We start from the raw sequence: 22727 nt of genomic DNA on the forward strand, positions 1-22727 counted from the left end.
AGCGACATCGGCCAGGGGGTCGAGCAGCGTGGCGCCGTGGCCGCCTGCGCCGCCGCCGCCCGCGGCCCAGTAGCCGTGGCCGCCGGCGCCGCCCGCACCGCCGGTGGCGGAGAAGCTGGCTGTGGTGGTGGCCGGGCTCATGGCGTTGCCGATCTGGCCGCCTCCGCCGCCGCCGCCATAGCCGTTGCCATTGGCAAAGTCGCCGGTCTGCGATTGGCCGGCGATGCCGGCGTCGCCCTGCCACACACCGGGCGAGAGCTCGGTGGTGGAGGCACCGGCGGCACCGCCCGCGCCGGGGGTGGCGCCGGCGAAGCTGCCGATGTCGGCGGCGCTGCCGGCGGTGGGGCCGCTCTCGGTGGAGGCACCACCATCACCGCCGTAGGAGTTGAAAGTCGTGTCGTTGAGCCCGCCGCTGCCGCCCTGGCCGTCGCTGCCGCCATTACCGCCGTGCAACACGGTCTCGCCCACGGGCTGGCCACCGGTGCCGCCGGCCGCGCCCGCGGGCGAGGCCAGGGCCACGCCCAGCAGCAGCACAGACAGGGCGATGGCGTGCAGGGGAAGGTCGGTCACGGCTCGCACGGAGGGCGTGCCGACTGGGGAATTCCAAAAAACGCGAATAGTCTTGTTCACAGCCTCATCCTTAATGCTTAAGTTCTTGCGACCGCATCCAGGCAGGCGTTTTGAAAAGTTGCCTCCACTGACCCGGATCCCGTTCCGCAGGGTCAATGTAAACAGACGTACTAACTCGTGACATACCCCATCGGGTACCTCGTTTGAGGCAGGTCAGCGAGCGGCGGAACGCACCGCGCCGCCTCAATCAACAAAGGCAACCGCACGCAAATCGCGCCGCGGCGGAGGAAAAAACGCAGCCAAATACCCAAGCTTGCGTCGAGATGTAATTAGTGTTTCGGCAAGGAAAGGAAGCGTCTGGACGCCTCTGCGAAAGAAGATGCCGGCACGGCATCGATTGCGAAATACCGTGCTGATTCACCCGCCCACTTCGGTTCGGACAAGGCCGATAGCGCTCCTATGCTCATCGACGAACGGCATCTCTTGCCTTGTCCGCACCGATTGGAGCTATTCGCATGTCCCTGCAAGATTTCAAGGTTCTTACGTTCGACGTCGTCGGCACGTTGATCGACTTCGAGGGAGGCATGCTCGCCTACCTTCGCTCGGCGGTGCCCGATACGCGCGTGAGCGACGACGAATTCCTGGCCGCTTACCGAAGCGCTCGCGCCGACGGCAACGCCGGCTGGTATCCCGACGACCTGGAGCGCTGCTGGCATGTCATTGCACCCAAGCTGGGACTGCCCGATACCGACGCGCTGGCGCAAGGCTTGCGCGATTCGGTCGCGCAATGGCCTGCTTTTCCAGATTCAGTGGAAGCCCTCAAGCGGCTGCACAAGCGCTTCAAGCTGGTCACGATGACCAACGCGCAGCATTGGGCGCTCGCCCATTTCGACAAGACGCTGGGCTTGCCCTTCGACATGCTGCTGAGCTGCGACGATGCGCTGTGCGAGAAGCCCGACGCGCGCTACTTCGCCTACGCCCGCGGCCGCTTCGAAGGCGCCTGGGGCTACAAGCAGGCCGACAACCTGCACGTGGCGCAAAGCCAGTACCACGACATCGGCATCTCGAAGGAATTGGGCATTGCCACCTGCTGGATCGAGCGGCGCCATGCGCAAAAAGGCTCGGGCGGAACCATCGAATCCAAGCGCACCGAACCCGACTACCACTTCCGCACGCTCGCGGAACTGGCGGACGCGGTCGACGCGGCGCGCTAACCGCGCCGCGCCACGAGATCGATCTCGATGCGCGCGCTCTTGGCCAGGCCGGTCACACCAATGCAGGTGCGGGCGGGCCTTCGGCCATTCGCGAAATGGCTGGCGTAGACCGCGTTCATCGCCTCGTAGTCCTCGTCGAAGTGTGTCAGATACACGCGAACTGAAAGCGCGTGTTCCAAGCCGAGCCCACAACCGGCCAGAACCGTCTGCAGGTTCCTCAATACCTGCCGCGTCTGCGCCTCGATGCCTTCTGGATAAGGCTCATCCAGCGAGGTGCCCGCAAAAGGCATCTGCCCGGTAACGAAGACCCAGCCGTCGGTTTCGACCGCGTGGCTGAAAGGAGCGACCGGTTCTGGTGCACCGGCAATCATGTGAAAGATGGGAGACATCGCGGCAAATTGAGGCGGCCGCGGCAGCCGTTGTCAATGCGGCTGCCGCCCCGGGCTCCGGAGTTCGACATGCACCTGCGGCAAGCCAGTAGCGTGCCAACGTCGGGCATGGCGCGTGGCACGTGTCTTGCGCACCCTGCGCAAGCAACCAGAAAGCGCCGCCGTGCAGTTCGAACAGTTCTCGACCGACTCCTACCCGGTGCACCAGCGGCCCCACGCCTGGCGCGATGCCTTGCATCTGCACCGTCTCAGGCCCGAAATGGCACCGGCAGCGGCTCCCTTGTACGGCACCTTGACGGCGGGCCGCACCGCACGCGGCGTCGGCATGGCACGCATCATCTCGTCGCCGCAGACCATCCAGCGGCTTGGCGACACGGCCGACGCCATCTGGCTCGCGCTGCACCTGAGCGGCGAAGCCGCGCTGCACGACGGCCAGCGGACCATCGAACTGGCTCCGGGCGACATCGTCTTCGGACCGGCCCAGGCGCAGGCGGGGCTGGATTTCCGCTCCAACTTCCGGCAGTTCATGGTGTCCATGCCGCGCGCCAGCCTGAAGGCGCGGCTGCCCGGCAACCCCGGCTTTGCGCTCGGCCACCTGCCGGGCCGGGCGGGCCTGGGCCGCATGTTCGCGGGCACGCTGACTGCGCTGGCCGATGCCTTCGACACATTGAGCGATGACGACGTCGCGCCGGTGGAGTCCGCCTTGTCGGAGTTCATTGCAACGAGCTTGGCCGCACAACGGGACACCGCCCTGCCCGCCATCAGCAGCACCCAGGCTGCCACGGTGCACCGGCTTTGCCAGTACGTCGATGCCAACCTGAGCGATGCATCGCTGTCGCTGGCGGCAGTGGCGGCCCACGGGCGCGTGTCCGAGCGCCTGGTGCAGAAGCTCTTCGAGGGCCTTGGCCAGACCTTTACCGCCTATGTGCGCCAGCGCCGCCTCGAACGATGCCGCGCCGACCTCGCGAACCGCCAGTACGGACACCTGTCGATCTCGGACATCTGCTTTCGCTGGGGCTTCAACGACCCGGCGCATTTCAGCCACTGCTTCCGCGACCGCTACAGCATGTCGCCACGGCAATACCGGCAGCAGGCCAACGAGGTCAGCCAGCAGTCGCTGCGCAAGCGCATCCGGCGCGGCTGGCCTTCGGGCTACTTCGAGTCTCCGGCCGAAGACCCGGTGCCCTTCACCGCGCGCATCGACGCGCGTGCAACGGCCGGCGATGCAACTGGCACTACCGGAATTGCCGCGCAAGCAACAACGGCCGCGCCGCACGACACCAGCGCCCCGACAGGCCATCACCACCATCTACCCGCCACCGCGCAAACCATTCACTGGGGCTACTTCGGCCGCTCGATTCCGCCTGTGCTGACCATTGCCTCCGGCGACATCGTGACCATCGAGACGTTGACCCAGCATGCCTACGACGACCACGAGCGAATGATCAAGGGCGACTCCGGCGCCGAAAGCGTTTTTCATTGGACGCGCGAGCACAAGGCCGTAGACCGCCGCGGCGCCGGTCCCACCGATGCATCGATCTACGGCCGGGGTAGCGGCGAGGGCTTTGGCGTGCACATCTGCACCGGGCCCATCTACGTGAAGGACGCGCAGCCCGGCGACGTGCTGGAGGTACGCATCCTCGACCTTGCGCCGCGCCTGGCGGCCGATGCCAAGTACGAGGGCCGAGCCTTCGGCAGCAATGCCGCGGCCTGGTGGGGCTTCCACTACGACGACCTGATCGAGGAGCCCCGGCAGCGCGAAGTAGTGACCATCTACGAGGTCGACTGCAGCCAGGGACATGCGTGCGCCCACGCCGTCTACAACTTTCGCTGGACGCCGCAGCTCGACCCGAACGGCGTGCTGCACCCCACCATCGACTACCCCGGCATTCCGGTCGACCGCGCATCGATCGTCGAGAACCACGGGGTGCTGCAGGGCGTGACCATCCCGGTGCGCCCGCACTTCGGCGTGATCGCGGTCGCGCCCGCAGAGACGGGCCTCGTCGACTCGGTGCCTCCCTCATGCTTCGGCGGCAACCTGGACAACTGGCGCATTGCCAAGGGCGCCACCGTCTACCTGCGGGTGGGAGTCGACGGCGGGCTGCTGTCGGTGGGCGATCCGCACGCCTCGCAGGGCGACAGCGAACTGTGCGGCACGGCCATCGAATGCTCGCTGACCGGCGTCTTCCAGATCGTGCTGCACAAGGCCGATCAGCTGCAGGGCGAACCCTATGCCGACATCGACTACCCGCTGGTGGAAACTGCCGACGAGTGGGTGATCCACGGCTTCAGCCACCCCAACTACCTGAAGGAATTCGGCGACAAGGCACGCAGCGCGATCTACGAAAAGTCTTCGCTCGACCCGGCCATGCGCGATGCCTTCCGCAAGACCCGGCGCTTCCTGATGACCGCCATGCGGCTGAGCGAAGACGAGGCGATTTCGCTGATGTCGGTGGCCGTCGACTTTGGCGTGACGCAAGTCGTCGATGGCAACTGGGGCGTGCACGCGGTCATCCGCAAGGCACTGTTTGCCGGCCGGCAACGGCCGCTGGGTGATACGGGCTGATCAATCACTGCGCTTGGGGCCGCTGTTTTATTTGAGTTGGCATGCAGTTTTCGCAGCTGCAGCAAATCACCGATACAGGCTTATGGCGCGACGCAATAGACTGAACGCGCGCGTTGGCCCACGCCCTTGATATTCAGCCGAAGCGCCGGTGATCCGACGGGCTGCGGAAACAGCTATTGGCTAGCCTGGTCGCCCCCGTCAAGACACAGCTCCATAGACCAGATTCTTGTACAACATCCGTGTGTGAATCCGGTTGGAGGGACATTGCGCCATCAGCACGCCGACCAGCTGCTCGCGCGGGTCGATCCAGAAGCTCGTTCCCCAGGCGCCGGCCCACATTGCATCGCCCACGCTGCCAGGCGTCCAGCCCACGCCGTCGTACAGGCGAACGCCCCATCCCAGCCCGAAGCCATATCCCGGGCCAGTGGTCGCATTGGGCACACCGGCCTTGCCGATCAGATGGTCGGACAGCATGAATTCCACGGTCTTGCGCGACAGGTATCGGGTCTGCCCGTCGGTTCCACCGTTCAGCACCATCTGCGCGAACTTCAGGTAGTCAGCGCCCGTACCAACCAATCCGGCGCCGCCTTTGAGGTAGGTGCGTGGCGCTGGGTCGGTGTCGTGGCGGTAGGCGCGCAGCATCGATGCCTTCTGCGCGTCACTTTCCAGCGCCTCTGCCAGACGACTGCGTTTGGCCGGTGGCACCCACCAGGCGGTGTCGGTCATTCCCAGCGGGCCGATCAGCATCTCCTGCATCAGCACATCCAGACGTTTTTTTGTCGCACGCTCCAACAGCAAGCCCAGCACGTCGGTAGCAATCGAATAGAACCAAGTCGTGCCCGGCTGGTATGCCAGCGGGATGGTGCCCAGGCGTCTGAGCATCTCGTCGCCGGTGATGTCGGTCTCCAGCGATTCGATACCCAGGTCTGCGTACATCTTGCCGATGCGCGGCGACGGGCTGGCTGGACCATAGACGAAGCCTGCCGTATGCATGAGCAGGTCTTGCACGGTGATTGGACGAGACAGCGGCACGTCGCCCGCCGGTGTCTCGACCTTCAGATTATTGAGCTCGGGCAGCCAGTTCGTGACCGGGTCGTTGAGCTTCATCACACCCTGCTCCGTCAGCATCATTGTGGCGACGGAGGTCAATGGCTTGGTCATGGAGGCGAGGCGGAAAATGGCGTCGCGCGGCATGGGCTTGGTCTTGGCAGCGTCAAGGAAGCCAACCGCGTCATGGTGCACCAGCTTTCCCTCGTGCGAGACAAGGGACACGGCGCCTGGAAAAGTGCCGATGCCGACCTGCGCGTTCAGGGCCGGAGCGATGCGCCTCAGTCGGTCCGAAGACACTGCAGGACGTGGCATGGTCGGCACGCTTGTACACCCGGCGAGGAAGGCGGTTCCAAAGGCGGACAAGGCAAGCTGGCGCCGTGTAACGGTCATTTTGTCTCCATCTGTTTGGTTAGAAGACAAATCCTTCCCATGTATGCGCGCCGCGTAAACGGGTGAAACCCGCTTGCGACGAAGTGCGCACTCGGACACACAGAAATCGAGAGTCAGGCAGTGAATGCGCCGCATCGTTTCGATGGCAAAAGGCGGGCGGCCCGTCTTGGCACGTGGACTGTGAGGTTCGACGACTCTGCACCGACGCATTCCAAATGGAGCTTCGGACCCGAAGCCGAAGTTCGCGTCGCCCGAAAGCAGTCACCGACGGCTACTGATCGATGCGCCGGACCAGCTCACGCCCGGCGCTATCGAACACTCCATCGTCGAGGTGCCGATGGGCTACCTGGCAGGGGCCGAGCGACAGGCATAGCGCACCCTCGATAGCTGAACCGTCACGACTTCTTTCTACAATTTGCGGGTTCGGGGTACCGCTTCTGTTTCCTCCCGATCCTGCCCGGTACAGCGCAGGGTCACAGACAGGGGTTCCCATGCGTTACCACGCACTCGCCTGGCTGCTGCTTGCAGCCAGCATCGCCGCCGAAGTGGTCGGCACCATCGCCTTGCGCTATGCCGATGGCTTCACCCGCCTGTGGCCGTCGCTGGCGGTTGGGTCGCTGTATGCGCTGGCGATCTGGTTGATGTCGTTGTCCGTGCGTCATCTGGAAGTCGGCCTGGCCTATGCGGTGTGGGCCGGGGGTGGCACCGCACTCACGGCGGTGGTGGGCATGCTGTGGTTCGGCGAGTCTTTCCATTCGACACGGCTGATCGGCCTTGCCTTCGTTGTGGCCGGGGTAATTTGCCTGAACCTTGATTGGCGGTAGTTCTGCTCGCGAGTCAGGCGGATGACTTCTTCGGAGTTCGAAACCGCGGTCCATGCACTAGCCTCGCAATGTCCGCTCTTGGCCGGTTCCAGTCAAAAGCGATTCTGACGCGTCACCTGCGAACACTTGATTGCGGTTGCGTCAATCCGGCATAGGTTGTCGCACAGAGAGACCTCCTTTATGCGGCCCTTGCACGTAGCCCTGAGCAGCCGGAGGGAGGTTCTCCACGCACCCGATGGAACAGGCGTTAACGAGCAGCGGCAGCACGTCGGCCGCTACCCCGAGGGAGATCCACACTTGCTCTGCGCTTTCCGGATCGATCGGCCCGTCGCACACACCGCAACGCTTCGGGACAAGCTCCGCGACTACTTGCGCCAGCGACGGAAAGGGTTGCCGATATTTGTAGTTGCCATACAGCGCTCTGGTGCTCACCGTGCTCGACCGTAAGGCTTTGCACCTAGTGATTTCATACGGGAACCAGTGGAGCCCATATGAGGTATAGGGAACGAAATGCGTGAGACTTTCCATCTCGCCAATCTCCGGCGGGAGCCGAAGAAGGTTGCTGCCGTATAGGTCGAGTTTTTCGACGTGCTTTAGCCCTGCTATAGAAGCCGGCAACGTGAGCACTTGGCTCCAGAGTTCAGGACCTAACTCCTTCTTCGGTGCAAAGACTGTTCGGCGATCGTGCACGGCTTCATCGACAAGCTCCAAGAGCAGTCGCCAGCCCGCCAAGGTAGTGTCCTGTGGCTGAAGGTGAAGTGTCATCTCCGGCCAAGGTGGCGCCCGCTCCTCATCCATTGCGTCATAGATCACCTCCCACGTCTGATCGTCGGGGTACATCGTGCATTCATGGGCGGCCATTTTCCCCTCCTAGTTCCTGCAACGTTGCCGGTATCGCTATAGAGACGATACCGAACGAACCATCACGCAGCGATGAACGTCCGGTCTTGGCCGAATTCTGCCGCACAGCCGCAATGCCCAAAGCGGCCAACATCCGCGTCCATTTCCGATTGCTACCCAACGCGGTATCGGCAGGCCGGATTCAGTTAATGATCTCTCCCATGCCTGCGCGTACGCGCTCCCTGAGCTGCCGGATGTACTCCGCGTCGAAGGGTTCCCAGCTCTCGAGTTCGCCGACGATCCGAAGCGGCTCCCGGCTGCGGTACGAGCGCGTGGGATTGCCCGGAAACTTCTTGTCGGTGACGTTGGGGTCGTCCTCGAAGGCGCCCGTGGGCTCGACGATGTAGACGCGGCAACGGCCGTCGCCCTTCGCCATTTCGGCGGCCAGCCCGGCGCCCTTTGACAAAGCGGTGAAGTAGATGTGGTTCATGACGACCTCCCCGTCATAGTTCGAGCGGAAGCCTGCGGTGAGCAGGTCGCCCACCTGGAGGTCCGCCCGCGTGCCGTGGAAGTAAGGGCCGGTGTCCGAGACAGCCATCGCAAGTCGCTCCTCTGCAGAAACGAAAAAGCCGCGGAGTTTACTCGGGGGGACGTTCTTCACCGGCAGCCGAAGCAAGCTTGCAACGCTGCTCAGCGCGCTACCGATTTTTTCATGGAAGCCAGGTAGAAGCCAGGCGCATAGTCGTCGATGCGCGCGTACTCCTCATAGCCATGCTTTCGGTAAAACTCGGGCGCTTGCCACTCGAAGGTGTCGAGCTTCGCATTTCTGGCACCCAACTCGATGGCCTGCCGCTCGGCTTCGGCGAGCAGGCGGCTGCCCAGGCCCGAGCCGCGCACGTCGGCTTCGACAAACAGCACTTCGATGTTGAGCCAGCGGAGAAACACGAAACTTCGCAGGCCGCCGAGCAATCGGCCGTTCCCGTCTCTGGCGCTGAGCCGGATGTACTGCTGCTCTGGATACTCGCCGACGACGCCGTAGTTGTAGTGGCGCAGCTTGCGGCCGAGTTCGCCAGAGCGGAGTTCCTCGGGCGAGGCGGGGGTGATGGCGATGTTTTCCATTTGGGCAATCTGCTGGAATGCGGAGCGGGCAAATTCTGGCTGAGGCGGGTTTGTGCCGAGGACATGACCGCCCGCTTCCGGCCGAATGCAGTTGTCGCTCGCATTCTGCCGTGTCTGCGGCCCGCGCCGGTGGCCAGCCCAGCACGCACGCGCAGCGGCTGGCGCAGCGATGCGGCGAGCAAGACACCCCGAGACGGTCCAGCGGTCGACTGGAGTACAGGGCGCTCCTGTCGAGGACCGCCCTGGGTGGCGGGGTGCCAGCAGTAGCTGCAGTTCCAAGCTCAGTGAAGAATTCCGTTCCTAATGAAACACCACACCGAGCCCCGCAGTCACCGGTTCGTGAAGACGCTCTTGCGGATCGAACCATGGACGCCCCAATTAGCGTCCACCACCTGCGTCACGCCGAAGTCGGCCGCCACCGACAGCAATGCAATGGCTTCATCCTCGCTGAGGCGGTGCACCGTCATCAGAAAGCGGCGCAGCTTGCGGAAGGCATCGCGCATGGCCGGGTCGAGCGACGACTTGCCGGCAATCGCCGTCTGTGCGTCCGGCCCCAGCGCGGCCAGGTAGTTGGGGTAGGTAAAGCCGTAGACGGACCATTGCTCTTCGGTCTCCAGCAGCGGATGGTCCAGGCCTTCGAGCAAGGTGCCGCCCAGTTCGGACTGCTTGTGCAGAATGAATTCGAAGTCTCCCGTCAGCGAGGTCTCGATGGCCGTGCCGCCGAGTTCGCTGTCACCCTGCGCCGCGTGCGGGTCGCCCACCGAGAAGAACGCACCGGGCACGGCCACCGGGTAGTACATGCGCGCGCCCTTGCCGATGCGCCAGTCGTCGATGTTGCCGCCGGTGTAGCTGGGTGGAATGGAACTGACGAAATCGGACTCCGAAGGCGCGAGGCCCATGGTGCCGAAATGCAGGCGCGCCGGCACCTTCACGTTGCGCAAGATGTCTTCCCGCTTGCGCACCAGCGTGTGGTCGACCGGCACGCCGGGGTAGCCGATGGTGGCATGCACCACGCCGTCGGGGTCGGTCTGCGGCGTCCACACGTAGTTGTACACGGCGCGTGCGAAGGGCTCGCCCGAGGTGTCGAGCTCGAAGATCGTCACCACCTCTCGCGGCTTGGGCTCTTCGATCAGGTCGCGGTAATGAAAGCCCCACGACGCGGCCGCGTTCGAGCCGAAGCAACGGCCCGCATAGCAATGGTTGCAGCTGGGCCGCGGCCGCACGTCGAGGATGCGCACTTCCAGCACGTCGCCCGGCTCCGCGCCTTCAATCACGACCGGGCCGGTCAGCAGGTGCACGCCCACGCCTTCGCCCTCGCCGAGCTTGAAAGGCCCCGTTACTGGACCGGCGCCGCGGCGCGGCACGGCCTTGTGCTCGCGCGTCCACGCGAACACCGATTCGGCGCCGGGGTCGCCGGCGATCATGCGCTCGTGATCGTCGTTCGCATGGTGCGTCAGGGTCTCGATGGTCACGCGGTCGCCGGACTTCACGACCAGCGACGGCGCGACCGCCTTGCTGAAATAGCCCCAGTGGATGGTCTGGGGAGAGACGGGCAGGATGTGGTGTTTCATGGGGTCCTATAGGGGCAGGCTCAGGCGGGCATGGGTGTCGATGCGGCCGGCAGCACGTCGGCCGACATCACGCGCAGGAATCGGGCGGTTTCGGGCCGCCGTGGGTGCTGCAGCACCTCGAGCGCGGGGCCGCTTTCGACAATGCGGCCGCCGGAAAGAAACACCACGCGGTCGGCGACCTCGGCCGCAAACCGCAGCTGGTGGGTGGAAATGACCATCGTCAGCCCTTCCTCGACGGCCAGGCGGCGGATCACCTCCAGCACCTCGCTCACCAGTTCGGGGTCGAGTGCCGACGTGGGCTCGTCCAGCAGCAGCACGCTCGGCCCCGGCGCCAGCGCACGGGCAATGGCCACGCGCTGCTGCTGCCCGCCGGACAGGTGGCGCGGCAGCGCTTCGGCGCGGTGCGCCAGGCCCACCCGCATCAGCAGCTCACGTGCGCGCCGGTCGGCGTCTTCCGCCGTCCAGCCGTGCACCCAGCGCAGCGGGCCGGCCACGTTCTCGCGCGCCGTCAGGTGGGCGAACAGGTTGAACTGCTGAAACAGCATGCCCACGCCCAGGCGCGCACGCTCGCGGGCCAGGTCGCTCGGGATCATGAGCTGGCCGTCGGGCCGGTAGCCCAGGCGCTGGCCGCCGACATGGACCTGCCCCGCGTCCCAGGTTTCGAGATGGTTGATGCAGCGCAGGAGCGTGCTCTTGCCCGAGCCGCTCGGGCCCAGCAGCGCGACCACTTCGCCGGCGTGCACCGTCAGGCTCAGGTCATTGAGCACGGCCTGCTGACCATAGGCCTTGGACACGCCGTTGATGCGCAAGGCCACCGGTGCATCGGCCAGCCGGGAAGCGCGCGCCGTGCGTTCGTTGGACGATGCGGCGGCAAGCGGCTGAACAGCGGGAGCCGCCTCCTCGGGCTCGACCGCTGGAACTTCTGCTCCCGCTTCTTCTTTCGAAGCTGAAGGTCCGGCGGAAGGTACCGCGGCACGGCGCCACGGCAGCCACGGCGCGAATCCGCGCAGCGCCTGCGGGCGGTCCAGGTCGAAGCGCGCTTCGAGCGCCAGCTGCACCAGGCTGATCGCACCGGTCAGCACCAGGTAGATCAGCCCCGAGGCGAAGAACACCGAGAAGAAATCGAAGGTGGACGAAGCCAACTGCGAGCTGCGCAGCGTGAGTTCCTGCACCGCGATCACCGAGGCAAGCGAGGAGTTCTTGAGCGTGCTCACCGCCTCGTTGCCCATCGCGGGAATCATCGATCGCAGGGCCTGCGGCGCGATGATGCGGCGCATGAGCACACGCGGCGTCATGCCCAGCGCTTGGCCAGCCACCACCTGGCCGCGGTCGACGCCGACAACGCCCGAGCGGAACATCTCGGCAATGAACGTGGCCTCGTTGAACGCCAGCGCCAAGCCGGCGGCCAGGAGCCCGGGCAGCACAATGCCCACATGCGGCAGCGCGTTGTAGAAGAAGATCATCTGCAGCGCCAGCGGTGTGCCACGGAAGATCACCGCATAGCCGCGGGCAAACGCGGCCAGCGGCTTGAAGCGGCTGAGCTGCATCGCTGCAAGCACCAGCCCCACCACCACCCCGCCCGCCAGCCCGATGCCGGTGGCTGCAAGCGTGAAGAGGATGCCCTGGATCAGGTAGGGCATGGAGAGGTAGTGGAGGAACAGGTCCATCTCACTTCACCACGAGCAGGCGCGGCGCCTCGAGGTTCTCGACCGGCAGGCCGTTCTTCTTGAGCAGCTCGGTCTGAATCCCGGCCTTCTGAATGGCGACCAGCGCGGCCATCACCGCGTCGCGGAATTCCGTCTTTCCCTTGGGCACGGCAATGCCCACCGAGTACGGAAGCGTCACCGCGGCGGCCTTCTCCAGCTTGTCCGGATAGGCCTTGACGGCGCTGTCCACCGTGTTGACGTCGTTGATGTAGGTGTCCGCACGGCCCGCAAGGATGGCCTGGATGCAGTTCTGGTTGTTGTCGTAGAGCTGGACCTCGGGCTCGGGCTTGCCCATGGCCTTGCACTGCGGCGCAAGCGCCTGGATGAGCGGCACCTCGACATAGCCGGTGTTCTCGGCAGCCACCGTGCCGCACAGCGAGGTGTTGATGCCGGTGATCTTCTTCGGGTTTCCCTTGGCCACCAGCACGCCGTCGAACACCTTCGAATAGGTGATGAAGTCGGCCGCCTTAGCGCGCTCTTCGGTGGCGTAGATGTCCGAGATGACGATGTCGGCCTGCCCCGCCTGCAGCGTGGTCAGCAGCGCCGCAAAGGTCACGGGCTTGTAGGTGAGCTTGAAGCCCAGGCAACCGCCGATGGTTTCGCCCAGGTCGATATCGAAGCCGATGTACTTGCTCGGATCCTTGGGGTCGATGGTTTCGTAGCCGGGCGTGTGCGGGTTGATCGCGTTGACCAGCGTCTTGCCCTTGAACTGCGGGTACTTGGCCTGGAGTGCCGCGCACTCCGCCGGCGCCTTGGCGGCCTCGGCGTGCGCGGGCGCGGCAGTCAGCGCAAGGGCCGAGAGGCCGATCGACGCGATGGCCGCAGCGCGCATGCCGGCCAGTGCGAGCGCGCGAAGCCGGACGCAGCGTCCGGCCGGGAGGGGAAGGGTTTGCATGGTCCGAGGCTCCTGTGGAGACGGCGCAAACCGGCTGGCACCACGCCAGCCTGCTGCACCGCACCATGTGAGCGTAGGAGCTGCGCCGCCGCCGCACTTGTGTGTGGGCGCACGACTGCTTGTGCGGGCCGGGGTGCAACCAGGGCAAGCCCCGCCCTTCAGGCGCGATCAGCGCTGGTGGGGAAACAGCCGCTCGATCGGGCAGTGCGTCTTGATGAACGGCGACTTGATGACGATGTAGCTGAAGTACTTCGCAATTCCGATGTTGCGCTCGAGCAGCTCCTCGATCACTTCCTGGTAGTGGTTCACCCCGCGCGTCAGAAACCGCAGCAGGTAGTCGTAGCCGCCGCTCACCAGGTGGCATTCGAGCACTTCGTCCACCTCGCGGATCGCGGCCTCGAAGCGCACGAAGTCTTCGCGGTGATGGTCTTGCAGCGTGACTTCGGTGAACACAGTGAGCGTGTCACCGAGCTTTTCGAGCCGCAGGTGGGCGCCGTAGCCGGCGATATAGCCGGCCTGTTCGAGCCGCTTCACGCGAATGAGGCAGGGGCTGGGCGACAGGCCGACCGCATCGGCCAGGTCGACGTTGGTCATGCGCCCGTTCTGCTGCAACTGGGCCAGGATGCGCAGGTCGAGTCGGTCGATCTTGAAAGCTTCAGACATAGCGGTCCTGAGTAACGAAGAGAAAGTCCGATTCTGCTTTGCCGGCGGAGCCCTGAGGCAGTGCTTTCCCGGTCAGCCCGCCAGCGCTGCGCGCACGTCGGCGGCGTCCAGCACCTCGTCGAGCGTTTTCTTCAGGCGCACGAACATCTGGGCAAACTCGTCTTCGGTGAAAGTCAGCGCCGGTGCAAAGCCCAGGATGTTGTCGCCGAAGGCACGGAACACGAGCCCGTTGCGGTAGCCCGCGGCAAAGATGCGGTCGGCCAGCCCGAGCGATGCATCGAAGCCGCGCTTGCTCTGCTTGTCGCTCACCAGCTCGAGCGCGCCCAGCAGGCCGCGGTGGCGCGAATCGCCCACCAGCGGATGCGCGCGCAGCGCATCGAGCCCCGCGGCAAAATGCGCCGCAACGCGCTGGCCGTTGGCGAGCACCCCACCCTCTTCGTACAAACGCAGCACTTCGAGCGCGACCGCCGCGCTCACCGGGTGGGCCGAGTAGGTCGCGCCGTGGCCCACCGAAACGCCCGCGGGCGCACCGTCGGCAATGCCGGCATAGATCTTCTCGGACATCATGGTCGCGCCCATCGGCACGTAGCCCGATGTCAGGCCCTTGGCCATGGTCATCAGGTCGGGCTCCACGCCTTCGGCCTCGCAGGCGAACATGGGGCCGGTGCGGCCGAAGCCGGTAATGACTTCGTCGACGACGAAGAGAATGTCGAGCTCGCGCGCCGCATCGCGCATGGCCTTGAGCCAGCCCTTCGGCGGCACGATCACGCCGCCCGAGCCCTGGATGGGTTCGCAGAAGAATGCGGCGACGTTCTCGGCGCCGAGTTCGGCCACCTTGGCGCGCAGCGAGGCCACCGAAGCGGCGATCAACGCTTGCGGGTCAGCCCCTTCAGTGTGGCGGTACGGGTTGGGCGACGGAATGTAGTGCTGCGTGGGCAGCGGCAGGTCGAAGCCGCGATGAAAGGCCGGCAAGGCCGTGAGCCCCGCACCGGTCGACGAAGAACCGTGGTAGCCGCGCTCCAGCGCGATGAACTGCTTTTTCGACGGCTTGCCGATGGCGTTGTAGTACTGCACGATGAAGCGCACGGCCGCATCGACGGCTTCGGAGCCGCCGAGCGTCATGTACACACGGGTCAGCGAAGCGGGCGTGATCTGTACCAGCTTCTCCGCCAGGCGAATGGCCGGCTCGCTGCTGAAGTGAAAGTAGCCGGTGGCGTACGGCAGGCGCCGCATCTGCTCGGCTGCGGCCTGCACCACGCTCTCCTGGCCGTAGCCCACGTTCACGCACCAGAGGCCGGCAAAGGCGTCGAGCAGTTCATGCCCGTTCGCATCGGTGAGCCATGCACCGCGCGCCGAGGCCAGCACGGTGGGGCCGCGCTGCTCGTGGGTGCGCCAGGGCGAGACGGGATGGATGAGGTGGGCCCGATCGATGGCGTCGAGCGTGGCGAGGTGCGGCAATGCGGTGGGATGCGTCATGGCGGTGTGGGTTAAGCGAGAGCGAAGGAAGCTTTCGAATGCCCTCAGCTTAGGCGGCGTGCCGCATGGCGTGGTGCTGCTTTGGGGGGTCTGCGCAAAGCACGCTGCGGTTATGCGCCTTGCCACAGCACATCATGCGGCGGGCCTTTCAACGGTCCTCAGTAGCCCTTGGCGCGGTCCACCCGGCCGACCATGGGCTCTCCGGCTTCGAAGCGGCGCAGGTTGTCGAGCACGGCTTGCGCGGCGCTCAGTGGCTGCGTCATGCTGGCGATGTGGGGCGTGAGCTGAATGCGCGGATGGCGCCAGAAGGCATGCGCGGGCGGCAGCGGTTCGGGGTCGGTCACGTCGAGCACGGCATCGCCGATGCGGCCACTGGCGAGTGCCTCCAGAAAATCATGTTCAACCAGATGCGGCCCGCGGCCCACGTGCACCAGCCCAGCGCCCACGGGCAACATGGAGAACAGCTTCGCATCGAGAAAACCGCGCGTCGAATCGGTGAGCGGCAGCAGGCACACGAGGATGTCGGTGCGCGCAAGAAACGCGGGCAGCTCGTCGGCACCGGCGTGGCATTGCACGCCCTGCACTTCATGCCGCGAGCGGCTCCAGCCGGCGCAGTCGAGACCCAATGAGACAAGCTGTGCCAGCACGGCCTGGCCGAGCGATCCGAGTCCCAGCACACCCACGCGCCGCTCGTTCGCAGGCCGCACCGGCAGCGGCTTCCACTGACCTTCCTGCTGCTGCCGGCGGTACTGCGGCATGTCGCGATGCAGCCCGAGCACCGCATGCGTCACGTACTCGACCATGCCGTTGACGATGCCGGGCTCGACCATGCGCACCACGGGCAATGCAGGCGGCAACGCGGTGAAGTCGAACTGGTCGACACCCGCGCCGGAGGAGAACAACACCTCCAGGTTCGGGAACAGTTCGGCAATGTCTTGCGGCGGCTCCCATGCTGCGAGAAAGCGCACCTGCGCCGGGTCACCTATGTCAGGCCAGATGCGGAAGTCGATGTCGGGGCGGCGTTGGCTGAACACTTCGGCCCATTGACGGCCGCGTACGGGGTCTGATTTGTAGAGGAAGGTGGTTTTCATGATTCAGGTGTGTCTTGTGCGCGTCGTTTGATTGAGCTTGCTGTTCAGGGCGGGTGCAAAGGCCACCGGGTACTCCCCTCCGCGAATGTCCCCCGGGCTTCGCCCTCCTCCTTTATTTCGCTGCGGGGAGCACCCGATGCCCTGTGCACGAGGGCACGCTGCTGGTGTACCGCTGATCAACAACCGCTCTGTGCAACGCACCCGCTGGCGGGGTGCCTTGCGCAGCGAAATAAAGGAGGAGGCCGCAGGCCGGGGGACATTCGCGGAGCAAGGTACCCCGTCGGCGGGTGCGCACCACGAACGAAACGAACAACCTAACCCACAGCCTGCGTAACGATGGCAAACAATGAAGGCGAGCCCACAGGCACAGCAGCCGCCCCACCCCGCACCATCGTCGTCGGCGCATCCACGCGCAGCAGGCCGATGCTCTCGAGCCATTCGGCCAGGCCGCTGTCGAAGTCGATGTCGATGCGCGTGAAGTTGCCGGCGTTCATGCCTGCGAGATGCGCGATCAACGCCTTCGCGCCTTCGGCATCGGGTGCGACCACCGGCCCGATGGAATGGCCGCGGCCAAAGCGCCGCAGCATGGCAAAGCCTTTCGGCTCGTTGTCATGGTCGAGCACCACGCAGGCGTCGGCGGTTTGCAGCAGCTCGGCAATCAGCGCGTCGCGCGGCATGCCTCGTGCCGCCGCATCGAGCGATTGAAGCGCGGGCAATTCGTTGAGGCCCGCGGGCCGCAGACGCCAGCCGGGCTGCAGCGCAATCAGCGGGGCCGGTTGTGCAAGGCCCTGGTGCTGCCGCATCTCACCGGTGCGCACAAAGCCGAGCCGCTCATAGAGCCCCCGCCCCTCAGCCGTGGCATGCAGCAGCACCGTGCGATCGTCCAGTCCGTCGAGCAAGGCGCTCATGAGCCGGTGCCCGATGCGGCGGCCCTGGCAGGCGGGCGAGACGATCACCAAACCTATGGTGGCGTGGGTCTTGCCCCATAGCCAGCGCAAGCCCGTGGCGATGAGTTCGCCGTCGCGCTCGGCGGCAACGCCTTCGGCATGCGAGAACATCTGCTCCCAGTCGGCGGGACGGTGCGGCCAGCGCAGTTCGGCCGAGAGCGCATGCGCATGCGGAAGGTCGGCGGCCGTCATCGGTCTGAGCACCACGCCGTCCATGGCGGGTGCGTTCGAAGTGGGTTCAGGCATAGGGAAAACTCTCGGTTTCAGCGGAATGGCGCATCCATCTTGGACGACATTGCGGCCCCGCACCAGACCGAAATCAGCCCGTTTCGCAACTTGCAAGCTTCGGTTGCAGAGCACCCCGGTTTTGCAATTCGCTGCGGCGCAGCGCCCGCATACGCACACAAATGCTGAGCCATCGTGCCTAGGATCGACCGCCACTTCCTTGCCACCTACGCCATGCACGCCCTTTCATCCGCCAAGCTGATGCGCGCTTCAAAAGCGTGCCGATCGGCTTTGCCGCGACGCACCACGGTGCATGGCCGCACGCACGCAGGGCACACCGCACGCCATGCCGTCGCCGGCACCGCAAACCGCAGCTTCGTTTCGCCAGGCGCCGTTTTTCCCTACATACCTCGAGCAAGTGCGTGCTGCAATCGCTTCGTAATGACTTCGTAATGAGTTTGTCGCATTTGCCACCCCTTGAACAGGAACAGAGACCATGACTTTCCGTCCCAAATACGTGACCTTCGACTGCTACGGCACCCTCACCCGGTTCCGCATGAAGGAGCTGACCGTCGACCTCTTCGCCGACCGCATCAAGCCCGAGCAGATGGAGCAGTTCGTCACCGACTTCACGGCCTACCGCTTCGACGAAGTGCTGGGCGCGTGGCAGCCCTACGAGGTGGTGCTGAAGAATGCAGTGCGCCGCCTGTGCAGGAAATGGAAGATCCAGTACTTCGACAGCGACGGCCAGAAGTACTACGACGCCGTGCCCACCTGGGGCCCGCATGACGACGTGGCCGCGGGCCTTGCCAAGGTGGCCAAGGAAATTCCGCTGGTCATTCTGTCGAACGCATCGGACGACCAGATCCAGAAGAACGTGGCCATGCTCGGCGCGCCGTTCCACCGCGTGTACACCGCGCAGCAGGCCCAGGCCTACAAGCCGCGCCTGCAGGCCTTCGAATACATGCTCGACTCGCTCGGCTGCAACCCGGAAGACGTGCTGCACGTGTCCTCCAGCCTGCGCTACGACCTGATGTCGGCCGACGACATCGGCATCGTCAACAAGGTGTTCGTGAACCGCGGCCACGGCCCGGGCAACCCGGCCTATCGCTACACCGAGATCAAGGACATCGGCGGCCTTCCTGGCGTCGTCGGCCTCTGATTTTTCTAGCTTGAAATGCCGCACGCCATGAAGCTCGACTCTTACTGGACCGATTCCGCACCGGCCTTCGCTCCCGCAGTGCATGCACTGCCGGCGCAGGTCGACGTCGCAATCGTGGGCGGCGGCTTCACGGGCCTTTCGGCGGCGCTGGCGCTCGCCAAGCGCGGCGCCCGGGTCGCGGTGCTGGAGGCCGGCACGCGCGTGGCGGCTGAAGCATCGGGGCGCAATGGCGGCCATGTGAACAACGGGCTGGCGGTGGACTATGCCGATGTGGCCGCCAAGGTCGGCATTGAAAAGGCCCGCGCCTGGTACCGTGCCTACGACGATGCGGTGGACACCGTGGCGCGGCTGGTGCGCGACGAAGCCATCGACTGCGACTTCATGCGCCACGGCAAGCTCAAGCTCGCCACCCGCGCCCAACAGATGGCCGCGCTCGAACGCAGTGCGCAGCGCCTAATAGGCGACGGCGTGGACACCGATGTCGAAGTGCTCGATGCGGCGCAGGTGCGCAGCGAGGTGCAGAGCGAGCGCTTCCACGGCGGCCTCCTCTACAAGCGCAGCGGCCAGATGCACATGGGCCGCTTCGCCCAGGGCCTGGCCTCGGCCGCGGAGCGCCACGGCGCGCAGATTCACACCGGCACGCAGGTGAACCGCATCGAGCGGCTGGGCCAAAGCCGCGCGCACCGGCTGCACACCGCCGGCGGCGCCGTTACCGCGCAGCAGGTGCTGCTGGCCACGGGCGCCACGCGGCATGGCGGCTATGGCAGCTTCGGCTGGCTGCGCCGACGTATCGTGCCGATCGGCAGCTTCATCGTGGTCACCGAGCCGCTGGGTGCCGAGCGCGCGCAGGCGCTGCTCGCGGCCCGGCGCACCTACACCACGGTCGCGAACATCCATCACTATTTCCGGCTCACGGCCGATCACCGGCTGGTGTTCGGCGGACGCGCGCGCTTCTCCGTCTCCAGCCCCCAATCGGATATGGCCAGCGGCGAAATCCTGCGCGCCGGGCTGGCCGAAACCTTTCCGCAGCTCGGCGCCGTGCGGCTGGACTACTGCTGGGGCGGACTGGTCGACATGACGCAAGACCGCCTGCCTCACGCCGGCGAGCGCAACGGCCTTTACTACGCCATGGGGTACAGCGGCCACGGCACGCAGATGTCGGTTCACATGGGCGAGCGCATGGCCGCCTTGATGAACGGCGACGCCGGCGCCAACCCCTGGCAGGGCCGCGACTGGCCTGCCATTCCCGGCCACTTCGGCCCGCCCTGGTTCTTGCCGGCGGTGGGGCTTTATTACTCGCTCAAGGACAAGCTGGCCTGAGTGCCCGCAAGCCCGCCGTTTCCGTTTCTTGTTTGTTCCACAACCTTCAGCCACCGGCCCACAGGAGTACCCCACCATGAGCGACAGCAGCAACAAGAGGTTCGAAAACCTCGTCGGTCCCGGCGAAAGCCTTCGCGTGATGGAGTCGCTCAAACGCGGCGCATCGCGCCGCGACATTCTGGCGATGCTGATGGCGGGCGGCATGCAGGCCACGCTCGCCGGCAGCCTTGCCGGCATGGCGGTGTCCGCCCACGCGCAAACGCCCAGGAAGGGTGGCCGAATCCGCGTGGCGGGCGCCACTGCCGCCGCCACCGACACGCTCGATCCGGCCAAGCAGTCGAACCAGACCGACTACTCGCGCTGCAACATGATCTACAACGGCCTGACCTCGCTGGACGCCAGCCTCACGCCGCAGCCCGCGCTGGCCGAATCGTTCACCACCAAGGACGCCAAGACCTGGGTCTTCACGCTGCGCAAGGGCGTGACCTTTCACGACGGCAAAGCGCTCACGCCCGCCGACGTGGTGTTTTCGGTCATGCGCCACAAGGATGCGGCCACCGCCTCCAAGGCCAAGATCCTTGCCGACCAGATCGAGAGCGCCAAGGCCACCGGCGCCAACGAGGTCACCTTCGTGCTCAGCGCGCCCAACGCCGACCTGCCGGTGATCCTGGGCACCTTCCACTTCCACATCGTCAAGGAAGGCACCACAGACTTCAATGCCGGCATCGGCACCGGTCCCTACAAGCTCAAGGAATTCAAACCCGGCGTGCGCTCGCTGATGGTGCGCAACGACGCCTACTGGAAGCCCGGCAAGCCCTACCTCGACGAGATCGAGTTCGTGGGCATCGGCGACGAGAGCGCGCGCGTCAACGCGCTGCTCTCAGGCGGCCTGGACCTGGTCGGCTCGGTCAACCCGCGTTCGGTGGCGCGCGTGAAGGACACGCCCGGCTTCGGCATATTCGTCACCCAGTCGGGCCAGTACTCCGACCTCGTAATGCGCAAGGATGTGGGTCCCGGCGCCAACCCGGACTTCGTGCTCGGCATGAAGCATCTGTTCGACCGCGAGCAAATGAAGAAGACCATTGCGCTCGACTACGCCGTGGTCGCCAACGACCAGCCCGTCGACCCGACCAACCGTTTCTACTTCGCCGGCCTGCCGCAGCGCCCCTTCGACCTCGACAAGGCGAAGTTCCACCTGCAGAAGTCCGGCATCACGGGCAAGGTGCCGATGGTAGCGTCGCCCGCGGCGCTGTACTCGGTGGAAATGGCCTTGTTGCTGCAGCAGACGGCGCAGCGCGCAGGGCTGGAGATCGACATCAAGCGCATGCCGGCGGACGGCTATTGGTCGAACCACTGGCTCAACAGCCACGTGGGCTTCGGCAACGTGAACCCGCGCCCGAGCGCCGACGTGCTGCTGACGCAGTTTTTCCAGTCGGGCGCGGCATGGAACGAATCGCGCTGGAAGAGCGAGAAGTTCGACCAGTTGCTGCTGGCTTCGCGCGCCGAGACCGACCTGGCCAAGCGCAAGCAGATGTATGCCGACATGCAGACCATGATCCACCAGGACGCCGGCATCGGCATTCCGCTGTTCCTGTCGAGCATCGACGGCCACAGCTCCAAGCTCAAGGGCCTGTCGCCCATTCCGCTGGGCGGCCTCATGGGCTACAACTTCGCAGAGAACGTATGGCTGGAGGCATAACGCGTCCGCGGCCGTCCGCCTCGTCTCCAGGAGCATCGACATGAACCATGTGATCTTGAAGCTTCTGGCCCAGCGCATCGCGCTGGCGCTGTTGTCGCTGCTGGCGGTGTCGGTGGTCGTGTTCTCGATCACCGCGGTACTGCCCGGCGATGCCGCGCAGGAGCAGCTCGGCCAGGACGCGACGCCCGAAGCCGTAGCTGCATTGCGCGCCCAAATGGGCCTGGACGTTCCCGCGCCCGAGCGCTATGCCAAGTGGCTGGTCGGCATGCTCAAGGGCGACCCCGGCCGCTCCGCGACCACGCAGATGCCGGTGGCCGAGCTGGTCGCCAGCCGCCTGCCCAACTCGCTGCTGCTGGCCGCCGTCACTGCGCTGTTCTCGGTGCCGATCGCGCTGGCGCTGGGCATCGCCTCGGCGGTATGGCGCGGCTCGTGGTTCGACCGTGCGGCTTCGACGACGGCGGTGGGCGTGGTGTCGGTGCCGGAGTTCTTGGTGGCAACGCTGGCGGTGCTGGTGTTCGCGGTCAAGCTGCGCTGGCTGCCGGCGCTCTCGTTCGTCAACGACATCGAGTCGATGGGCCAGCTGCTGCGCGCGTTTGCAATGCCGGTGCTGGTGCTGTGCTGCGTGATCGTGGCGCAGATGATGCGCATGACGCGCGCCGCGGTCATCGACCAGCTTGAGGCGCCCTACATCGAGATGGTGCGGCTCAAAGGCGCCTCGCCGATGCGCATGGTGCTGGCGCACGCGCTGCCCAATGCGGTGGGGCCGATTGCCAACGCCGTGGCGTTGAGCCTGTCGTACCTGCTCGGCGGCGTGATCATCGTCGAGACCATCTTCAACTATCCGGGCATCGCCAAGCTGATGGTCGACGGCGTCTCGCAGCGCGACATGCCGCTGGTGCAGACCTGCGCCATGATCTTCTGCTGTGCCTATCTGATCCTGGTGACGACAGCCGACATCTTCGGCATCCTCGCCAACCCGCGGCTGCGGCACCGCTGAAGGAAGGAAGCTT

The 22727-nt window shown here is 65.6% G+C and carries 18 protein-coding genes and 2 pseudogenes; 7 read left to right on the forward strand and 13 right to left on the reverse strand.

Going from position 1 to position 22727, the window contains the following annotated elements; genetic code table 11:
• Positions 1–570 (reverse strand): annotated as a pseudogene (locus V9L20_RS00005) (autotransporter outer membrane beta-barrel domain-containing protein); the annotation flags it as partial.
• 515 nt (positions 571–1085) lie between these two features.
• Between V9L20_RS00005 and V9L20_RS00010 the strand changes: the two are divergent.
• Positions 1086–1784: an HAD-IA family hydrolase gene (locus V9L20_RS00010; RefSeq protein WP_337294995.1), complete on the forward strand. Its 699-nt coding sequence runs from the start codon at positions 1086–1088 to the stop codon at positions 1782–1784.
• On the opposite strand, the gene V9L20_RS00015 is transcribed toward V9L20_RS00010, so the two are convergent.
• Positions 1781–2173: a RidA family protein gene (locus V9L20_RS00015; protein WP_337294996.1), complete on the reverse strand. Its 393-nt coding sequence runs from the start codon at positions 2171–2173 to the stop codon at positions 1781–1783. The genes V9L20_RS00010 and V9L20_RS00015 overlap by 4 nt on opposite strands.
• Positions 2174–2336: 163 nt before the next feature.
• Between V9L20_RS00015 and V9L20_RS00020 the strand changes: the two genes are divergently transcribed.
• The gene (locus V9L20_RS00020) at positions 2337–4739 is read left to right on the forward strand and encodes an acetamidase/formamidase family protein (protein WP_337294997.1); all 2403 of its coding nucleotides are present in this window, start codon (positions 2337–2339) and stop codon (positions 4737–4739) included.
• A 198-nt stretch (positions 4740–4937) separates the two neighbouring features.
• On the opposite strand, the gene V9L20_RS00025 is transcribed toward V9L20_RS00020, so the two are convergent.
• A complete protein-coding gene (locus V9L20_RS00025; RefSeq protein WP_337294998.1) occupies positions 4938–6179 on the reverse strand; it encodes a serine hydrolase domain-containing protein in 1242 nt (413 codons plus the stop codon).
• Between the two features lie 491 nt (positions 6180–6670).
• Between V9L20_RS00025 and V9L20_RS00030 the strand changes: the two genes are divergently transcribed.
• Positions 6671–7003: a DMT family transporter gene (locus V9L20_RS00030; RefSeq protein WP_337294999.1), complete on the forward strand. Its 333-nt coding sequence runs from the start codon at positions 6671–6673 to the stop codon at positions 7001–7003.
• A gap of 141 nt (positions 7004–7144) precedes the next feature.
• On the opposite strand, the gene V9L20_RS00035 is transcribed toward V9L20_RS00030, so the two are convergent.
• From V9L20_RS00035 to V9L20_RS00080, 10 genes and pseudogenes are all read right to left on the reverse strand, one after another.
• Positions 7145–7864, reverse strand: coding sequence for a hypothetical protein (locus tag V9L20_RS00035; RefSeq protein ID WP_337295000.1), 720 nt, complete (start codon positions 7862–7864; stop codon positions 7145–7147).
• Positions 7865–8045: 181 nt separating this feature from the next.
• Positions 8046–8441 carry an NAD(+)--rifampin ADP-ribosyltransferase gene (gene arr / locus V9L20_RS00040; protein WP_258505671.1) on the reverse strand — a complete coding sequence of 132 codons (396 nt, stop codon included), beginning with the start codon at positions 8439–8441 and terminating at the stop codon, positions 8046–8048.
• A 92-nt stretch (positions 8442–8533) separates the two neighbouring features.
• Complete coding sequence (locus V9L20_RS00045; RefSeq protein ID WP_337295001.1) at positions 8534–8962, reverse strand: GNAT family N-acetyltransferase; 429 nt, start codon at positions 8960–8962, stop codon at positions 8534–8536.
• Between the two features lie 329 nt (positions 8963–9291).
• Positions 9292–10530, reverse strand: a pseudogene (locus V9L20_RS00050) (acetamidase/formamidase family protein); the annotation flags it as partial.
• A 23-nt stretch (positions 10531–10553) separates the two neighbouring features.
• Entirely contained in the window at positions 10554–12200 is a 1647-nt protein-coding gene (locus V9L20_RS00055; RefSeq protein ID WP_337295003.1) for an amino acid ABC transporter permease/ATP-binding protein, read from the reverse strand.
• Position 12201: 1 nt separating this feature from the next.
• On the reverse strand, positions 12202–13134 hold the full coding sequence (locus V9L20_RS00060) for an ABC transporter substrate-binding protein (protein WP_337295004.1): 933 nt from the start codon (positions 13132–13134) through the stop codon (positions 12202–12204).
• Positions 13135–13302: 168 nt separating this feature from the next.
• Positions 13303–13797, reverse strand: coding sequence for an Lrp/AsnC family transcriptional regulator (locus V9L20_RS00065; protein ID WP_307701599.1), 495 nt, complete (start codon positions 13795–13797; stop codon positions 13303–13305).
• 72 nt (positions 13798–13869) lie between these two features.
• On the reverse strand, positions 13870–15273 hold the full coding sequence (locus V9L20_RS00070; protein ID WP_337295005.1) for an aspartate aminotransferase family protein: 1404 nt from the start codon (positions 15271–15273) through the stop codon (positions 13870–13872).
• Positions 15274–15431: 158 nt separating this feature from the next.
• Complete coding sequence (locus V9L20_RS00075; protein WP_337295006.1) at positions 15432–16364, reverse strand: 2-hydroxyacid dehydrogenase; 933 nt, start codon at positions 16362–16364, stop codon at positions 15432–15434.
• 314 nt (positions 16365–16678) lie between these two features.
• A complete protein-coding gene (locus V9L20_RS00080; RefSeq protein ID WP_337295007.1) occupies positions 16679–17557 on the reverse strand; it encodes a GNAT family N-acetyltransferase in 879 nt (292 codons plus the stop codon).
• A gap of 475 nt (positions 17558–18032) precedes the next feature.
• On the opposite strand from V9L20_RS00080, the gene V9L20_RS00085 reads away from it, so the two are divergent.
• The 4 genes from V9L20_RS00085 to V9L20_RS00100 all read left to right on the forward strand — a co-directional run bounded on the left by V9L20_RS00085 (position 18033) and on the right by V9L20_RS00100 (position 22714).
• Positions 18033–18698 (forward strand): haloacid dehalogenase type II, encoded by a 666-nt coding sequence (locus tag V9L20_RS00085; protein WP_337295008.1) that lies wholly within the window; start codon positions 18033–18035, stop codon positions 18696–18698.
• A gap of 27 nt (positions 18699–18725) precedes the next feature.
• The gene (locus tag V9L20_RS00090; RefSeq protein WP_337295009.1) at positions 18726–20018 is read left to right on the forward strand and encodes an NAD(P)/FAD-dependent oxidoreductase; all 1293 of its coding nucleotides are present in this window, start codon (positions 18726–18728) and stop codon (positions 20016–20018) included.
• Between the two features lie 76 nt (positions 20019–20094).
• Positions 20095–21717, forward strand: a complete 1623-nt coding sequence (locus V9L20_RS00095) for an ABC transporter substrate-binding protein (protein ID WP_337295010.1) — start codon at positions 20095–20097, stop codon at positions 21715–21717.
• Between the two features lie 40 nt (positions 21718–21757).
• On the forward strand, positions 21758–22714 hold the full coding sequence (locus V9L20_RS00100) for an ABC transporter permease (RefSeq protein WP_337295011.1): 957 nt from the start codon (positions 21758–21760) through the stop codon (positions 22712–22714).
• Positions 22715–22727: the final 13 nt, after the last annotated feature.

It is taken from the genome of Variovorax sp. CCNWLW225 (genome assembly GCF_037204045.1).
Taxonomy (GTDB): Bacteria; Pseudomonadota; Gammaproteobacteria; order Burkholderiales; family Burkholderiaceae_C; genus Variovorax.

Bases quoted from the DNA above. Each gene is read 5' to 3' on its own strand.
- V9L20_RS00010 (WP_337294995.1), top strand. From the start codon at position 1,086: ATGTCCCTGCAAGATTTCAAGGTTCTTACGTTCGACGTCGTCGGCACG.
- V9L20_RS00015 (WP_337294996.1), bottom strand. From the start codon at position 2,173: ATGTCTCCCATCTTTCACATGATTGCCGGTGCACCAGAACCGGTCGCT.
- V9L20_RS00025 (WP_337294998.1), bottom strand. From the start codon at position 6,179: ATGACCGTTACACGGCGCCAGCTTGCCTTGTCCGCCTTTGGAACCGCC.
- V9L20_RS00030 (WP_337294999.1), top strand. From the start codon at position 6,671: ATGCGTTACCACGCACTCGCCTGGCTGCTGCTTGCAGCCAGCATCGCC.
- V9L20_RS00035 (WP_337295000.1), bottom strand. From the start codon at position 7,864: ATGGCCGCCCATGAATGCACGATGTACCCCGACGATCAGACGTGGGAG.
- arr (WP_258505671.1), bottom strand. From the start codon at position 8,441: ATGGCTGTCTCGGACACCGGCCCTTACTTCCACGGCACGCGGGCGGAC.
- V9L20_RS00045 (WP_337295001.1), bottom strand. From the start codon at position 8,962: ATGGAAAACATCGCCATCACCCCCGCCTCGCCCGAGGAACTCCGCTCT.
- V9L20_RS00055 (WP_337295003.1), bottom strand. From the start codon at position 12,200: ATGGACCTGTTCCTCCACTACCTCTCCATGCCCTACCTGATCCAGGGC.
- V9L20_RS00060 (WP_337295004.1), bottom strand. From the start codon at position 13,134: ATGCAAACCCTTCCCCTCCCGGCCGGACGCTGCGTCCGGCTTCGCGCG.
- V9L20_RS00065 (WP_307701599.1), bottom strand. From the start codon at position 13,797: ATGTCTGAAGCTTTCAAGATCGACCGACTCGACCTGCGCATCCTGGCC.
- V9L20_RS00070 (WP_337295005.1), bottom strand. From the start codon at position 15,273: ATGACGCATCCCACCGCATTGCCGCACCTCGCCACGCTCGACGCCATC.
- V9L20_RS00075 (WP_337295006.1), bottom strand. From the start codon at position 16,364: ATGAAAACCACCTTCCTCTACAAATCAGACCCCGTACGCGGCCGTCAA.
- V9L20_RS00080 (WP_337295007.1), bottom strand. From the start codon at position 17,557: ATGCCTGAACCCACTTCGAACGCACCCGCCATGGACGGCGTGGTGCTC.
- V9L20_RS00085 (WP_337295008.1), top strand. From the start codon at position 18,033: ATGACTTTCCGTCCCAAATACGTGACCTTCGACTGCTACGGCACCCTC.
- V9L20_RS00090 (WP_337295009.1), top strand. From the start codon at position 18,726: ATGAAGCTCGACTCTTACTGGACCGATTCCGCACCGGCCTTCGCTCCC.
- V9L20_RS00095 (WP_337295010.1), top strand. From the start codon at position 20,095: ATGAGCGACAGCAGCAACAAGAGGTTCGAAAACCTCGTCGGTCCCGGC.
- V9L20_RS00100 (WP_337295011.1), top strand. From the start codon at position 21,758: ATGAACCATGTGATCTTGAAGCTTCTGGCCCAGCGCATCGCGCTGGCG.